We start from the raw sequence: 15,501 nt of genomic DNA, 5'->3' as shown, positions 1-15,501 counted from the left end.
GGTTTCCGGGCGCCCTCGGCGTGTGTGGGCCACTGGTCACCGTGACGGGGGCGGCGGAAGAGGGTCAGGTCCTGTGTGCCAGGGAAAGGGTCCGCCGGGCCATGGCCACCACCGCCGCGTCGATGAAGCGGCCGTCGGGGAGGGCCTGGGCGCCCTGGTCCGTCGCCGCTGCCTTGATGATCGTTTCGGCCTGTTCGATCTCCGCCGGGGTGGGGAGATACACCCGCTCGATGACCGGAAGCTGCCGGGGGTGGATCGCCGCGCGGCCCAGGAAGCCGAGCGCTCGGCCATGGACGCTGGACGCGGCGAGGCCGTCCAGGTCGCGGATGTCGGGGTGGACGGACTGGGGCGGCGGGGGGAGCCCTGCCGCCCGGGCGGCGACGACCACGCGGGAGCGGGGCCAGTCGAGGCCCGCGTCGGCCCGTACACCCAGGTCGGCCCTGAGGTCTGCCTCGCCCAGGGAGATGCCCCGCAGGGACGGGTGGGCGCCGGCGATCGCGTAGGCGTGCTCGATGCCGAGGGCCGACTCCAGCAGGGCGTACAGGGGCAGGGGCGTCGTCACGGCGACCTGCCTGATCTGGTCGGGCGACGTCACCTTCGGCAGCCGTAGCCCGGACACGCCCGGCAGTGCGGCCAGTGCCGTGAGGTCCGCGGCCGCCCAGGGGCCGTCCACGGCGTTGACGCGGACGTGCACCGGGACCGGCTGGGACGCGGAGAGGAGGTCGGCCGTGGCCGCGCGGGCATACTCCTTGCGGTCCGGGGCGACCGCGTCCTCCAGGTCGATCACCACCACGTCGGCGCCCGCGGCCAGCGCCTTGGTCACGATGTGCGGGCGGTCACCGGGGACGTAGAGCCAGGTGAGCGGGGTTGGGGTCACAGGGCGCCCTCCGCGCGCAGAGCGGCGATGTCGGCCGGGCCGAGGCCCAGCTCGGTGAGCACGGCGTCCGTGTCCGCCCCGTGCGGGCGGCCGGGCCAGCGGATCGCGCCGGGGGTCGAGGAGAGACGGAAGAGGACGTTCTGCATCCGCAGCGGGCCCAGCTCGGGGTCGGCGACGGTGGTGACCGTGTCCAGGGCCTGGTACTGGGGGTCCGCCAGCACGTCCCGGACATCCTGGACCGGCGCCACCGCCGCCTCCGCCTTCTCGAAGGCCGCCAGAACCTCGGTGCGGGTGCGGGCGGCGATCCAGGACCCGACCGCCTCGTCCAGCACGTCGGCGTGGGCGGCCCGGTCCGCGCCCGTGGTGAACCAGGGTTCCTCGATCAGCTCCGGGCGGCCCACCAGGCGCATCACCCGCTCGGCGACCGACTGCGCGGAGGTGGAGACGGCGACCCAGGCTCCGTCGGCGGTGCGATAGGTGTTGCGCGGGGCGTTGTTCGCGGACCGGTTGCCGGTGCGCTCCTGCACATAGCCGAGCTGGTCGTACCAGGTGGGTTGCGGGCCGAGGACGGAAAGGACCGGCTCGATGATCGCCATGTCGACGACCTGCCCCGCACCGGTGCGCTCCCGCGCGGCCAGTGCCGTCAGCACGGCGTACGCGGTGGCCAGGCCCGCGACCGAGTCCGCGAGGCCGAAGGGCGGGAGCGTCGGCGGCGCGTCCGGCTCCCCGGTGATCGCGGCGAAGCCGCTCATCGCCTCGGCGAGGGTGCCGAAACCGGGGCGGTGCGCGTACGGACCGAACTGGCCGAAGGCGGTGACCCGGGCGAGGATCAGCCCCGGGTTGGCCGCGGACAGCTCGTCCCAGCCGAGGCCCCATTTCTCCAGGGTGCCGGGGCGGAAGTTCTCGATCACCACATCGGCGCCGGCGGCGAGCCGGAGCAGGACGGCGCGGCCGCCGGGCGTGGACAGGTCGAGGGTGAGGGTCCGCTTGTTGCGGCCGAGCACCTTCCACCACAGGCCGACGCCGTGCTTGGCGGGGCCGTGTCCGCGGCAGGGGTCGGGCCGGCGGGGGTGCTCGATCTTGATCACCTCGGCGCCGAAGTCACCGAGCAGGGTCGCGGCCAGCGGGCCGGCGAACAGGGTCGCGAGGTCCAGGACCCGCAGACCGTCCAGGGCCGGGGGCGTATGTGTCGTCGTACTCATGCGCTGTACTGCGCATCGATCTCCGGGCGGTACGGCATCGATGCCGACGCCCCTGCCCGCTGGACGGAGATCGCCGCCGCGGCGGCCGCCCAGGACAGGGCCTCCCGTACCGGTCTCTCCTCGGCAAGGGCCACCGCGAGCGTGCCGACGAAGGTGTCGCCCGCGCCCGTGGAGTCGACGGCGGTCACCCGGGGCGCGGGGATCACCAGCGGTTCGGTGTCCCGGGCGAGGTACAGGCTGCCGGTCGCGCCCAGGGTGACGACGACCTCGGGGACGCGGTCCAGCAGGGCGGCGGCCGCCTCGCGCGGGTCGGTGCGGTCCGTGAGGATGACCGCCTCGTACTCGTTCGGCACCAAAAGGTCGATGGCCGCGAGGAGTTCGGGCGGAAGCGGCTGGGCGGGGGACGGGGTGAGAACCGTGCGGACCCCGTGCCGGCGGGCCGCCTCCGCGCCCGCGACGACCGCGGCCAGCGGGATCTCCAGCTGGAGCAGCAGGGCGTCGGCGGAGGCGATCACCCCTTCGTCGCCGGGGGAGAGATGGTCGACGGTGCCGTTCGCACCGGGGATGACGACGATGGAGTTGCCGCCCTCGTCGTCCACCACGATGTGCGCGGTGCCGGAGGGGCCCTCGACCGTGCGCAGGGAGTCGGTGTCCACTCCGGAGTGTTCGAGGGTGTCGCGCAGGCGCAGGCCGAAGGCGTCGTTGCCGACCGCGCCGATCATCGAGACGGTGGCGCCGGCGCGGGCCGCGGCGATCGCCTGGTTGGCGCCCTTGCCGCCGGGGATCGTACGGAACTCCCGTCCCGTCACGGTCTCGCCGCGCTGCGGGGCCTTCGAGACGTAGGTGACGAGATCCATGTTCGTGCTGCCGAGGACGGCGATGTGGGTCATGAGCGGGTCGCCTCCAGGTGGGTGAGGTGGGCGAGGGAGTCGAAGCCGGTGCCGTCGAAGTCGGCGATGGTGGTGGCGAGCCGGTTCTTCAGCGGGGCCCGCCAGTGGTCGGGGAGCGCGGTGGGGGCGCCCGCGAGGAGACCGGCGATGCTGCCGGCCGTGGCGCCGTTGGAATCGGTGTCCCAACCGCCGCTGACCGCACGGCAGATGGAGCCGGTGAAGTCGCCGTCCGCGTGGGTGAGGGCGGCGGCGATCAGGGCGGTGTTGGGGAGGGCGTGGACCCAGTGGTGCGCGGGGGCGTAGGTGGCGTGGAGTTCGTCCACGACCTCGTCGAAGTGTCCCTTGGACCCGGCCAAGTGGACGGCGTGGTCGATCGCCTTCGCCAGGCGGGAGCGGGGCGGGATCACCGTGCGCCCGGCGTGCAGGCAGGCGTGGATGTCGTGGGTTCCGGTGGCGGCGGTGGCGATGACGGCGGCGGTGAACATCGCCGCGTAGACGCCGTTGGCGGTGTGGGTCAGGACCGCGTCGCGGTGGGCCTGTTCGGCGGCGGCGGCCGGGTCGCCCGGGTTGGTCCAGCCGTGCACGTCGGCGCGGATCAGGGCGCCGATCCACTCGCGGAACGGGTTGCGGTGGCGTGCCGTGTGCGGGGGTTCGATGCCGCTGAGGAGGTTGCGGTAGGCGATGCGTTCGGCGGTGAAGGTGCGGCCGGGTGGCAGTTCCTCCAGCCAGAGCCGGGCCACGTCCGTGGTGGTGAAGGACTTTCCGTGGCGCTGGAGCAGAAGGAGGTTGAGGAGGGGGTAGTCGAGGTCGTCGTCCTGGGGCATGCCGTCGATGTTCTCGGCGAGGGAGGTCGGGGCCGAGCGGCGGTTCCAGGGGTAGCGGCGCAGGAGGTCCCGGGGGACGCCCTTGGCGGTGTAGTAGGCGGTGAGGGGCCAGTTGCCGGTCGCTCGGGCCAGGGCGCGGACGCCGTCGAGGGGAAGTTTCTCGACCGGCTTGCCGAGCAGGCAGCCGATGGCCCGGCCCAGCCAGGCGGCTTCCAGGGCGGCCGGGGCGGGTGGTGCGGAGAGCCGGACGGTGGGCCAGTCCGGACACGCGGCCCTGATCCCGGGCAGGTCCGTCGGCTCGTCCTCCGTCCATCTGCCGGGCAGGTCGGCCAATTCGTCCAGCAGGTCCTCTGCCAGGAGGCGCAGGTAGCGGGATGCGCGGTGGGGTGAGGCTCCTGCCCGCTCCGGGGCGTCCGGGCCGCCCGCCGATCGCCATCGCGCCTCGATCGCCGTAGGCTCCCGGCCATCGAGGCGCGCCTGGTGCAGTTCGTGGCCCAGGAGGTCCTCCGGCTGGACCCAGGTCAGTCGGAGCATGGGCGGCCTCCGAGCGCGGCGAACGCCACCTCGTGGGCGCGCCGGCGGCGAACGTCCCGTGCGAAGATCTCGCGGGTGACCGCGGTGAGCATGCGGGCCGGCTCCCAGAGGTCCAGGCGGCTCGCCTCCGCGACCGTCTTCGACCAGTCCTCGGGAACGGGTGAGCCGAGGGCGCCCGCGAGGGCGCCGGCCATCGTGGCGATCGAGTCGCAGTCGCGGCCGTAATTGACCGAGCCGAGGACGGCGTGCCGGTAGTCACCGCCGGAGACGAGCAACATGCCCAGGGCGACGGGGAGTTCCTCGATGGAGTGGAGGCGGGAGGGACGGCGGGCGGCGAGAGAGGGGGCGCGGTAGTCCGGTCCGACCGTGTCGTACGGGGCCACCGCCGCGCGCAGCGGACCGAGCGCCGACTCGAAGTCCCGGTGCTGCCCGGCCACTTCGCAGACCTTCTCGATCGCCGTGCGGGTGCCGTCCTTCGCCAGGGACAGGCAGGTGGTCACGACCGAGTCCGGGGTCGCGCCCGGTGCGGTGGCGGCGGCCACGGCCGCGGCGAAGACGCCGGCCGCCTCCCGGCCGTACGACGACTGGTGCGCACCGGCGAGGTCCAGGGCCTCGGCGTAGGCGGCGGCCGGATTGGCGGCGTTGACCAGGCCGACGGGGGCCATGTACATCGCCGCGCCGCAGTTGACGATGTTGCCGGCGCCCGCTTCCCGGGGGTCGACATGGCCGTAGGCGAGCCGGGCCACCAACCACTTCTCGGCGAGGAAGACGCGGTGCAGCGGCAGCGTCTCGGTCTCCAGTTCCGGGATCCAGCGGGGGTTGGTCATCAGGTCCGGGACCAGGTGGTCGGCGATCGCGTACGCGTCGAGGTGGTCGCGGACGCGGTCGTAGACCCGGATCAGTGCGTGCGTCATCAAGGTGTCGTCGGTGACATGGCCGTCGCCCTTGTGGTAGGGCGCGATGGGGCGGGCGGTGCGCCAGGCCCGGCCGTGCCAGGGGCCGACGATGCCGTGGACGCGGCCGCCGTGGCGCTCGGCGATCTGGTCGGGGGAGTAGCCCTCGACCGGGCCGCCGAGGGCGTCGCCGACGGCGGCTCCGACCAGGGCGCCGCTGATCCGTTCGTCGAGACCATGCGGGGGCGGCTCGCTGACTTCTTCTCCCGCGGGCCCTTCAGGCGCTTTGGGTTCTTCGGGCGTCATGTCCCGAATCATCCTCCTGGATGGGCCGGTTGTGCGGCTTCCAGGAGACCGGCGAGTTCCACCAGGTCGGTGCCGGTGAGGCGGGGCAGTGTGCAGCCGGACAGGGTGCGGCAGGCGTCCCGCCAGGTCTGCGGGATCACCTCGCCGCCGCCGAGGGCACCGGTCAGCGCTCCCGCGAGGGCGGGGGCGGAGTCCGCGACCCGGGACAGGCAGGCGGCGGCCGGTACGGCTTCGGCGATGCGGCCGCGGGCGGCGGTGGCCAGGGCGAGGGCGACGGGGACGGTCTCCGCCGCGGCGATGCCGTAGCTGTAGACGTGGTCGACGATCTGGTGTTCGAGCAGCGGGACGAGGGCGAAGGCGGACTCGCTGTCCTGGGCCAGGGCGAGTGCGTGGCGGGTGTTGCGGCCGATCTCCGTGTCAGGGGGGAGTTCGGCGAGCGCGGCGGTCACGCAGCTGCCGGTGTCCGCGTCGTCGAGGGCCAGCGCCAGGGCCGCGGCCATTGCGCGGGCGCCGTGCACGCCGTCGCCGTCCTGGGTGTAACGGGCGTCGAACTCGGCGAGGGCGGCGGCGCGTCGGGGGTCGCCGGGGTGGGCGACCGCGAGAACGCAGGCGCGGACGCAGGCGGCGTCGTCGAAGTAGTGCGGATTGTCGTGGCCGGTGGCGGGTGGGCGCAGGCCGGCGGCGAGGTTGCCGAGGCCGGCGCGGACGGAGATGCGGGCGCGCAGGGGGAGGACGGCGGACTCGATCTCCGGGGCGCGCTCCGCCGCCGCGGCGACTTCGCAGGCCACGGCGGTCCAGGTGAGGTCGATCGCGGCGCGCATACGGCGTTCACGGCTGAGGTCACCGAGTACGTCGTCGTCGCCGGCGCGCAGGACCGCCTCGGCGGCGAAAACCGCCCACTCGGCGTCGTCGGAGGGGCCGAGACGGAGGGGCTCGGGAGGCTGGTTGAGGGCGATCGGCACCGGGAGGGTGGTGGTGGCGTTCTGCTCCGCGAACGTATCCAGTTCCCGGGTCAGGCGGCGGGTCCACTCGGGCATACGGGCGGCGCGGTGCCGTGCGGCGGGCCAGCCGGCGGCGTCTCCTGCGGCGAGGCCGAGGAGGAGCCCCTCGATACGGCGTGGTCTCATGGCCGGCCCTCACTGTCGGGGTGCCCGGAGTTCCCGGCACCCACCAGGGGGCTCCGCCCTTGGGACCTCCGCTCTCCCTCCCACCTCCCACCCGACTCGGTCGGCTGGGAGGTGGCGGTGAGGGGCGGGGGTGGTTCGGTGGGTGCCCGGCCCCGGTCGGTCTGCGGCAGCAGCTCCCGCAGGGGGGCCGGCAGAGCCTCCGGCAGAACCACGTCCGCCCCCCATTTCCCGCCCTCGCCCGGGACCAGCAGCTCCGCCACGTCCAGGATGTGGTGGCCCGCCATGGACGGCAGGCAGCGGCCGCGGGCCGGGCCGATGGCGGCGGCCCAGGCCGGCGGGATAGCGGAAAGGCCCTGGGCCGCACCGGACAGCGCGCCCGCCACCGCCGCCGTGGTATCCGCGTCGCGGCCCATGTTGACCGCTGTCAGGACCGCCGCGCGGAAGTCACCGTCGGCCGCCGCGTACGCGCCGAAGGCGAGGGCGACCGCCTCGGGGGCCAGATCGGTCCAGGGGTAGCCGCCGACGACCACCGCGGAGCGGACCGCCCGTTCGCCGCGGTGGGCCACCGTCACCGCGCGGCGCAGGGAGCGGGCCGTCCACGAGTCGTCCGGGACGACCGCGAGTGCGGAGGCGACCACCACCGGTACCGGCGCTCCCGCCATCGCCGCGGCCACGCCCGCCGCGACCGCCTGGCCGCCGTAGATGCCCTCGCCCTCGTGGCTGATCGAGCCGTCGATGGCCACCAGGCGGGCCGCCTCCCCCGGGCGCCCGGCGGCGAAGACCCCGAAGGGCGCCGCGCGCATCGCCAGCCCGTCGCTCCAGGCGTGGCGGTGCTGGGCCGAGATGGGCGCGGCCAGGCCCCGGCGGAGGTTCTCCAGGGTGCCTCGTTCACTGAAGCCCGCGCCCCGGAAGGGACCTTCGGCCCGGTCCGCGATCCACTCGTGCCAGGCCGCCTCCACATGCGCCGGGGCCAGCGCCGAGCCGTGCCGGGCCAGCAGGAGACCGGAGAAGATCGCGTACTCGGTGTCGTCCGTACCGGACGGCTTTTCGGCGACGTACCCCGTGATGCGGCCCCAGCGCGCACGGATCTCGGAGGGCCTGAGGTTCTCCGCCGGCGCCCCCAGCGCGTCACCGACCGCCAGGCCGAGCAGTGCGCCACGTGCCCGTTCGCGGAGTCCGGAGGCGTCCCCGGGCGCCGGGACCGGGGGGGTGCGGGCGATCGATGCCATGGGGCGGCCTCCTTCGGCAGGACCACGGGGACCCTGGGCGGCCTCGGTCGGCGGGACCACGGGGACCCTTTGCGGATGTGTGCCACGGGAGGCGCCCAGGCGAGCCTTCACGGGGTCGGAGTCACCCGCTCGGCAACTGAGCATTTGCCCGCACGAATGAGCTGAGCAGGGGAAAGTCGCAGGTTAGCAGAGGCTTCCCTTGCTGGCGGGAAGGAGGTTATCGGCGTAGATTCAGGGTTATCAAAAAATGGAACTCGTCCAAAGTTAGCTTTGGCTAAGCTATCCGGGGGGCCCGCATGGCCATCATCGACACCGAGGCGGCGCTGCACGAGGCGCACCGAGACAACCACACGCACCGCGACGTCAACGGCGGCTGGCTGCGCCCCGCCGTCTTCGGCGCGATGGACGGTCTGGTCTCCAACCTCGCCCTGATGACCGGCGTGGCCGGCGGTTCCGTGAGTCAGCAGACGATCGTCATCACCGGGCTCGCCGGCCTCGCCGCCGGCGCCTTCTCCATGGCGGCCGGCGAGTACACCTCCGTCGCCTCCCAGCGCGAGCTGGTCGAGGCCGAGCTCGACGTCGAGCGCCGCGAGCTGCGCAGGCACCCGCAGGACGAGGAGGACGAGCTGGCGGCACTCTACGTGGCCCGCGGTGTCGACCCCGAGCTGGCCCGGCAGGTCGCCCGGCAGCTGTCCAAGGACCCCGAGCAGGCCCTGGAGATACACGCCCGGGAGGAACTGGGCATCGATCCCGGTGATCTGCCCTCGCCGCTGGTCGCCGCCGTCTCGTCCTTCGGCTCGTTCGCGCTCGGCGCCCTGCTGCCGGTGCTGCCGTACCTGCTGGGCGCGACCGTGCTGTGGCCGGCCGTGCTCCTCGCCCTCGCCGGACTTTTCGGCTGCGGTGCCGTCGTGGCCAAGGTGACCGCGCGTACCTGGTGGTACAGCGGTCTGCGGCAGCTCGCGCTCGGCGGTGCGGCGGCCGGTGTGACGTACGCCCTGGGCAGCTTGTTCGGAACGGCCGTAGGATAGCCCGACCGCTAGTTATGCGATGAGCCGCATAAGTAGCCGTTACTCGCTGGTTTCGAACGCTTAACCACCGGGCATGAGCCGTAAGCGCTGCGGGCAATGACGCCTGCGGCACCCCCGCGGGGCGGGCCGACGAGGCTCCCCCCGCCCCCCACGGGCCGACGGACGAGGATCCGACCGATCTTGTCCGGCAACCGTCCCCCACATACGTTCGCCGCCTCGCGCTGCACCGCGCCGCCCCCGTGCGGCACCCCGCCACGCAGCCCGTGGCGTCCGCATGTTGGAACGGAGTATCCGCTTCCCGAGAACCGCTCCATCATGTAATCTGCACGAAATTTTGCACTTCACGCAGAGGGCCAACGTCGTCCCTCGGCAGCTGCCACATGCCACATGACGACGACGGGAGAGCCGATGCGTACGCCGCGCCAGCCGTCCCAGCATTCCGCGAATGGCCAGAACTGGTCGTTCATGGATGCTCGCCCTGCTGCGCAGGGTATGTACGACCCCCGCAACGAACACGACGCCTGTGGCGTCGGTTTCGTCGCCACCCTCACCGGCGAGGCGTCCCACACGCTGGTCGAGCAGGCGCTCACCGTGCTGCGCAATCTGGAGCACCGCGGTGCCACCGGCTCCGAGCCCGACTCGGGCGACGGCGCGGGCATCCTCTCCCAGGTGCCGGACGCCTTCTTCCGCGAGGTGGCCGGATTCGACCTCCCCGCCGCCGGCTCGTACGCCGTGGGTATCGCCTTCCTGCCGGAGGAGGGGACCGAGGACGCCGTCTCACGTATCGAGACGATCGCGGCCGACGAGGGCCTCACCGTCCTCGGCTGGCGTGAGGTTCCGGTCGCCCCGGAGCTGCTGGGCGCCACGGCCCGCTCCACCATGCCGGTCTTCCGTCAGGTCTTCGTCGCCGGGGGCACCTCCCGGACGGAGCCCGGGGGCGGCGCCAGCGAGGGCATCGCGCTGGACCGCAGGGCGTTCGTGCTGCGCAAGCGCGCCGAGCGGGAGGCCGGGGTCTACTTCCCGTCCCTGTCCGCCCGCACGATCGTCTACAAGGGCATGCTGACCACCGGACAGCTGGAGCCCTTCTTCCCGGACCTGTCGGACCGCCGCTTCGCGTCGGCCATCGCGCTCGTCCACTCGCGCTTCTCCACGAACACCTTCCCGTCGTGGCCGCTCGCGCACCCGTACCGCTTCGTCGCCCACAACGGCGAGATCAACACCGTCAAGGGCAACCGCAACTGGATGCGCGCCCGCGAGTCGCAGCTCGTCTCCGACCTGTTCGGCTCCGACGAGAAGGCCATCGAGCGCATCTTCCCGGTGTGCACGCCGGACGCCTCCGACTCGGCGTCCTTCGACGAGGTGCTGGAGCTGCTGCACCTCGGCGGCCGCTCGCTGCCGCACTCCGTGCTGATGATGATCCCGGAGGCGTGGGAGAACCACGAGTCCATGGACCCGGCCCGGCGCGCCTTCTACCAGTTCCACTCCACGATGATGGAGCCCTGGGACGGCCCCGCCTGTGTCACCTTCACCGACGGCACCCAGGTCGGCGCCGTGCTGGACCGCAACGGCCTGCGCCCCGGCCGCTACTGGGTCACCGACGACGGCCTCGTCGTCCTCGGCTCCGAGGTCGGCGTCCTCGACATCGACCCGGCCAAGGTCGTCCGCAAGGGCCGCCTGCAGCCCGGCCGCATGTTCCTCGTCGACACCGCCGAGCACCGCATCATCGAGGACGACGAGATCAAGGCGTCCCTCGCCGCCGAGAAGCCGTACGCCGAGTGGCTGGAGGCCGGCGAGATCGAGCTGGCCGACCTGCCCGAGCGCGAGCACATCGTCCACACCCACGCCTCGGTCACCCGACGCCAGCAGACCTTCGGGTACACCGAGGAGGAGCTGCGCGTCATCCTCGCGCCGATGGCCCGCACCGCTGCCGAGCCGATCGGCTCCATGGGTACGGACTCGCCGATCGCGGCACTGTCCGAGCGCCCGCGGCTGCTCTTCGACTACTTCACCCAGCTGTTCGCGCAGGTCACCAACCCGCCGCTGGACGCGATCCGCGAGGAACTGGTCACCTCCCTGCGCTCGACACTGGGCCCGGAGGGCAACCTGCTGGAGCCGACGGCCGCATCCTGCCGCTCGGTCACCCTGCCCTTCCCGGTGATCGACAACGACGAGCTGGCCAAGCTCATCCACATCAACGCCGACGGTGACATGCCCGGCTTCAAGGCCGCGACCCTCTCCGGCCTGTACCGGGTGCACGGCGGCGGCGACGCGCTCGCCGCGCGCATCGAGGAGATCTACGCCGAGGCCGACGCGGCCATCGAGAACGGCGCCCGCCTGATCGTCCTGTCGGACCGGCACTCGGACGCCGAGCACGCGCCGATCCCGTCGCTCCTGCTCACCGCGGCCGTCCACCACCACCTCATCCGGACCAAGCAGCGCACCCAGGTGGGCCTGCTGGTCGAGGCCGGGGACGTCCGCGAGGTACACCACGTCGCCCTGCTCATCGGCTACGGCGCCGCCGCCGTCAACCCGTACCTGGCGATGGAGTCCGTCGAGGACCTGCTGCGCGCGGGCACCTTCCTCAACGGCCTGGAGCCCGAGAAGGCCATCCGGAACCTGATCTACGCCCTCGGCAAGGGCGTCCTGAAGGTCATGTCCAAGATGGGCATCTCCACCGTCGCCTCCTACCGCGGCGCCCAGGTCTTCGAGGCCGTCGGCCTGGACGAGGCCTTCGTGGAGAAGTACTTCAACGGCACGGCCACCAAGATCGGCGGTGTCGGCATCGACGTCATCGCCAAGGAGGTCGCCGCCCGCCACGCCAAGGCCTACCCGGCCTCCGGCATCGCCCCGGCGCACCGCGCGCTGGACATCGGCGGCGAGTACCAGTGGCGCCGCGAGGGCGAGCCGCACCTGTTCGACCCGGAGACGGTCTTCCGCCTCCAGCACTCCACGCGCACGGGTCGCTACGACATCTTCAAGAAGTACACGGACCGTGTGAACGAGCAGTCCGAGCGCCTGATGACGCTGCGCGGCCTGTTCGGCTTCACGTCCGACCGCCAGCCGATCTCCATCGACGAGGTCGAGCCGGCGAGCGAGATCGTCAAGCGCTTCTCCACCGGCGCCATGTCGTACGGCTCCATCTCCAAGGAGGCGCACGAGACCCTCGCCATCGCCATGAACCAGCTGGGCGGCAAGTCCAACACCGGTGAGGGCGGCGAGGACCCGGAGCGCCTGTACGACCCCGCGCGGCGCAGCGCCATCAAGCAGGTCGCCTCCGGCCGCTTCGGCGTGACCTCCGAGTACCTGGTCAACGCGGACGACATCCAGATCAAGATGGCCCAGGGCGCCAAGCCCGGCGAGGGCGGCCAGCTGCCCGGCCACAAGGTCTACCCGTGGGTCGCGAAGACGCGTCACTCGACGCCGGGCGTGGGCCTCATCTCCCCGCCGCCGCACCACGACATCTACTCCATCGAGGACCTGGCCCAGCTGATCCACGACCTGAAGAACGCGAACCCGCAGGCGCGGATTCACGTCAAGCTGGTCTCCGAGGTCGGCGTCGGCACGGTCGCGGCCGGTGTGTCCAAGGCCCACGCGGACGTCGTGCTCATCTCCGGTCACGACGGTGGTACGGGTGCCTCCCCGCTGACGTCGCTGAAGCACGCGGGCGGCCCCTGGGAGCTGGGTCTCGCCGAGACCCAGCAGACCCTGCTGCTCAACGGCCTGCGCGACCGGATCGTGGTCCAGACGGACGGCCAGCTGAAGACCGGCCGTGACGTGGTCATCGCCGCGCTGCTCGGTGCCGAGGAGTTCGGTTTCGCGACCGCTCCGCTCGTCGTCTCCGGTTGCGTGATGATGCGTGTCTGTCACCTGGACACCTGCCCGGTCGGCATCGCCACCCAGAACCCGGCCCTGCGCGACCGCTTCGCCGGCAAGGCCGAGCACGTGGTGAACTTCTTCCAGTTCATCGCGGAGGAGGTCCGCGAGATCCTCGCGGAGCTGGGCTTCCGTTCCATCGAGGAGGCCGTCGGCCACGCGGAGGCGCTCGACGTCACCCGTGCCGTCGACCACTGGAAGGCCCAGGGCCTGGACCTGGCGCCGCTGTTCCACGTGCCGTCACTGCCCGAGGGCGCGGTCCGTCACCAGCTGATCGCTCAGGACCACGGCCTGGAGAAGGCCCTGGACAACGAGCTGATCAAGCTGGCCGCGGACGCGCTGGCCGCCTCCGACGCGACCGAGGCACAGCCGGTCCGCGCCCAGGTCGCCATCCGCAACATCAACCGCACGGTCGGCACCATGCTCGGCCACGAGGTGACGAAGAAGTTCGGTGGCGCGGGTCTGCCGGACGACACCATCGACATCACCTTCACGGGCTCCGCCGGCCAGTCCTTCGGCGCGTTCCTGCCGCGCGGTGTCACGCTCCGCCTGGAGGGCGACGCCAACGACTACGTCGGCAAGGGCCTGTCCGGCGGCCGAGTCATCGTCCGCCCGGACCGCGCGGCCGACCACCTCGCCGAGTACTCGACCATCGCGGGCAACACCATCGGCTACGGCGCCACCGGCGGCGAGCTGTTCCTGCGCGGCCGTACCGGTGAGCGGTTCTGCGTCCGCAACTCCGGCGCGACGGTCGTCTCCGAGGGCGTGGGCGACCACGGCTGCGAGTACATGACCGGCGGTCACGCGGTCGTCCTCGGCCCGACCGGCCGCAACTTCGCGGCGGGCATGTCCGGCGGTGTCGCGTACGTCATCGACCTCGACCGCGACAACGTCAACGTCGGCAACGTCGAGTCGGTCGAGGCGCTGGACGACGCCGACAAGCAGTGGCTGCACGACGTGGTGCGCCGCCACGCCGAGGAGACCGGCTCGACGGTCGCCGAGAAGCTGCTCGCCGACTGGGACGCGGCCGTGGAGCGGTTCAGCAAGATCATCCCCAGCACGTACAAGGCAGTGCTCGCCGCCAAGGACGCCGCCGAGCGAGCCGGTCTCTCCGAGACCGAGATCACCGAGAAGATGATGGAGGCGGCGATCAATGGCTGACCCGAAGGGCTTCCTGAACCACGGCCGTGAGGTCGCCAAGTCCCGTCCCGTCGAGGAGCGCGTCAAGGACTGGAACGAGGTCTACGTCCCCGGTTCCCTGCTGCCGATCATCAGCAAGCAGGCCAGCCGGTGCATGGACTGCGGCATCCCGTTCTGCCACAACGGCTGTCCGCTGGGGAACCTGATCCCCGAGTGGAACGACTACGCCTACCGCGAGGACTGGGCGGCCGCCTCCGAGCGTCTGCACGCGACCAACAACTTCCCGGAGTTCACCGGTCGCCTCTGCCCGGCGCCCTGCGAGTCGGCGTGCGTGCTCGGCATCAACCAGCCGCCGGTCACCATCAAGAACGTCGAGGTCTCGATCATCGACCAGGCGTGGGAGACCGGGGACGTCGCTCCGCAGATCCCCGAGCGCCTGTCCGGCAAGACGGTCGCGGTCATCGGCTCGGGCCCGGCGGGCCTGGCCGCCGCCCAGCAGCTCACCCGGGCCGGCCACACCGTCGCCGTCTACGAGCGCGCGGACCGCGTCGGAGGCCTTCTCCGGTACGGCATCCCCGAGTTCAAGATGGAGAAGCGGCACATCAACCGCCGCATCGAGCAGATGCGCGCGGAGGGCACCCGCTTCCGCACCGGCATCGAGATCGGCCGCGACCTCAAGGCGACCGACCTGAAGAAGCGGTACGACGCGGTCGTCATCGCCGCCGGCGCGACGACCGCCCGCGACCTCCCGGTCCCCGGCCGCGAGCTCAAGGGCATCTACCAGGCGATGGAGTACCTGCCGCTGGCCAACAAGGTCCAGGAGGGCGACTATGTGGCGCCCCCGATCTCGGCCGAGGGCAAGCACGTCGTCGTCATCGGCGGTGGCGACACCGGCGCGGACTGCGTGGGCACCGCCCACCGCCAGGGCGCGGCCTCCGTCACCCAGCTGGAGATCATGCCCCGCCCGAACGAGGAGCGGCACGCCACCAGCCAGCCCTGGCCGACCTTCCCGATCCTCTACAAGGTCACCTCGGCCCACGAGGAGGGCGGCGAGCGGATCTACTCCGCCTCCACCACCCACTTCGAGGGCGACGAGGACGGCAACGTCCAGTGGCTGCACCTGGCCGAGGTCGAGTTCGTCGAGGGCAGGCTGACCCAGAAGCCGGGCACCGAGCGCAAGATCCCGGCTCAGCTGGTCACGCTCGCCATGGGCTTCACCGGCACCGACCGGGAGAACGGCCTGGTGGACCAGTTCGGCCTGGAGCTGGACGCACGCGGTAACATCGCCCGCGACGCCGACTTCCAGACCAATGTGCCGGGTGTGTTCGTCGCCGGTGACGCCGGCCGCGGCCAGTCCCTGATCGTCTGGGCGATCGCGGAGGGCCGCTCGGCCGCCCGTGGAGTCGACCGCTACCTGACCGGAGCCAGCGACCTGCCGGCCCCGATCCGCCCGACGGACCGCGCCCTGGCGGTCTGACGGCTCACCCCTGAACGTCCCGTACAAAGGCGTACGGAACACCAGACGGCGCCTGCCCACCCTGTCCCCGACCGGACGCTTGGGCAGGCGTCGTTGCATGT

The 15,501-nt window shown here is 72.3% G+C and carries 10 protein-coding genes; 3 read left to right on the top strand and 7 right to left on the bottom strand.

Features of this window, described 5'->3' with window-relative positions; genetic code table 11:
- Positions 1 to 64: 64 nt before the first annotated feature.
- Genes ABZ079_RS18870 through ABZ079_RS18840 form a run of 7 tightly spaced genes read right to left on the bottom strand, consistent with a single transcriptional unit; the run spans position 65 to position 7,882 of the window.
- The gene (locus ABZ079_RS18870; protein WP_356940549.1) at positions 65 to 877 is read right to left on the bottom strand and encodes a CoA ester lyase; all 813 of its coding nucleotides are present in this window, start codon (positions 875 to 877) and stop codon (positions 65 to 67) included.
- Positions 874 to 2,079 (bottom strand): CoA transferase, encoded by a 1,206-nt coding sequence (locus tag ABZ079_RS18865; protein WP_356940548.1) that lies wholly within the window; start codon positions 2,077 to 2,079, stop codon positions 874 to 876. Before ABZ079_RS18865 ends, ABZ079_RS18870 begins: the two co-directional genes overlap by 4 nt.
- The gene (rbsK, locus tag ABZ079_RS18860) at positions 2,076 to 2,969 is read right to left on the bottom strand and encodes a ribokinase (protein WP_356940547.1); all 894 of its coding nucleotides are present in this window, start codon (positions 2,967 to 2,969) and stop codon (positions 2,076 to 2,078) included. Before rbsK ends, ABZ079_RS18865 begins: the two co-directional genes overlap by 4 nt.
- Positions 2,966 to 4,327, bottom strand: a complete 1,362-nt coding sequence (locus ABZ079_RS18855; RefSeq protein WP_356940546.1) for an ADP-ribosylglycohydrolase family protein — start codon at positions 4,325 to 4,327, stop codon at positions 2,966 to 2,968. The genes rbsK and ABZ079_RS18855 overlap by 4 nt, the downstream gene beginning before the upstream one ends.
- A complete protein-coding gene (locus ABZ079_RS18850) occupies positions 4,315 to 5,526 on the bottom strand; it encodes an ADP-ribosylglycohydrolase family protein (protein WP_356940545.1) in 1,212 nt (403 codons plus the stop codon). Before ABZ079_RS18850 ends, ABZ079_RS18855 begins: the two co-directional genes overlap by 13 nt.
- 8 nt (positions 5,527 to 5,534) lie before the next feature.
- A complete protein-coding gene (locus ABZ079_RS18845) occupies positions 5,535 to 6,653 on the bottom strand; it encodes an ADP-ribosylglycohydrolase family protein (RefSeq protein WP_356940544.1) in 1,119 nt (372 codons plus the stop codon).
- On the bottom strand, positions 6,650 to 7,882 hold the full coding sequence (locus ABZ079_RS18840) for an ADP-ribosylglycohydrolase family protein (RefSeq protein ID WP_356940543.1): 1,233 nt from the start codon (positions 7,880 to 7,882) through the stop codon (positions 6,650 to 6,652). Before ABZ079_RS18840 ends, ABZ079_RS18845 begins: the two co-directional genes overlap by 4 nt.
- 296 nt (positions 7,883 to 8,178) lie before the next feature.
- On the opposite strand from ABZ079_RS18840, the gene ABZ079_RS18835 reads away from it, so the two are divergent.
- From ABZ079_RS18835 to ABZ079_RS18825, 3 genes are all read left to right on the top strand, one after another.
- The gene (locus tag ABZ079_RS18835) at positions 8,179 to 8,910 is read left to right on the top strand and encodes a VIT1/CCC1 transporter family protein (protein WP_356940542.1); all 732 of its coding nucleotides are present in this window, start codon (positions 8,179 to 8,181) and stop codon (positions 8,908 to 8,910) included.
- 408 nt (positions 8,911 to 9,318) lie between these two features.
- Positions 9,319 to 13,944 carry a glutamate synthase large subunit gene (gltB, locus tag ABZ079_RS18830; RefSeq protein WP_356940541.1) on the top strand — a complete coding sequence of 1,542 codons (4,626 nt, stop codon included), beginning with the start codon at positions 9,319 to 9,321 and terminating at the stop codon, positions 13,942 to 13,944.
- On the top strand, positions 13,937 to 15,400 hold the full coding sequence (locus ABZ079_RS18825; RefSeq protein ID WP_356940540.1) for a glutamate synthase subunit beta: 1,464 nt from the start codon (positions 13,937 to 13,939) through the stop codon (positions 15,398 to 15,400). Before gltB ends, ABZ079_RS18825 begins: the two co-directional genes overlap by 8 nt.
- The last annotated feature ends 101 nt before the right edge of the window (positions 15,401 to 15,501 follow it).

This window comes from Streptomyces sp. NPDC006314 (assembly GCF_040613075.1).
Lineage (GTDB): Bacteria > Actinomycetota > Actinomycetes > Streptomycetales > Streptomycetaceae > Streptomyces.
This window is presented reverse-complemented; position numbering and strand designations above follow the sequence as displayed.

Coding starts and splice junctions, on each gene's coding strand:
- ABZ079_RS18865 (WP_356940548.1), bottom strand. CDS start 2,079: ATGAGTACGACGACACATACGCCCCCGGCCCTGGACGGTCTGCGGGTC.
- rbsK (WP_356940547.1), bottom strand. CDS start 2,969: ATGACCCACATCGCCGTCCTCGGCAGCACGAACATGGATCTCGTCACC.
- ABZ079_RS18855 (WP_356940546.1), bottom strand. CDS start 4,327: ATGCTCCGACTGACCTGGGTCCAGCCGGAGGACCTCCTGGGCCACGAA.
- ABZ079_RS18850 (WP_356940545.1), bottom strand. CDS start 5,526: ATGACGCCCGAAGAACCCAAAGCGCCTGAAGGGCCCGCGGGAGAAGAA.
- ABZ079_RS18845 (WP_356940544.1), bottom strand. CDS start 6,653: ATGAGACCACGCCGTATCGAGGGGCTCCTCCTCGGCCTCGCCGCAGGA.
- ABZ079_RS18840 (WP_356940543.1), bottom strand. CDS start 7,882: ATGGCATCGATCGCCCGCACCCCCCCGGTCCCGGCGCCCGGGGACGCC.
- ABZ079_RS18835 (WP_356940542.1), top strand. CDS start 8,179: ATGGCCATCATCGACACCGAGGCGGCGCTGCACGAGGCGCACCGAGAC.
- gltB (WP_356940541.1), top strand. CDS start 9,319: ATGCGTACGCCGCGCCAGCCGTCCCAGCATTCCGCGAATGGCCAGAAC.
- ABZ079_RS18825 (WP_356940540.1), top strand. CDS start 13,937: ATGGCTGACCCGAAGGGCTTCCTGAACCACGGCCGTGAGGTCGCCAAG.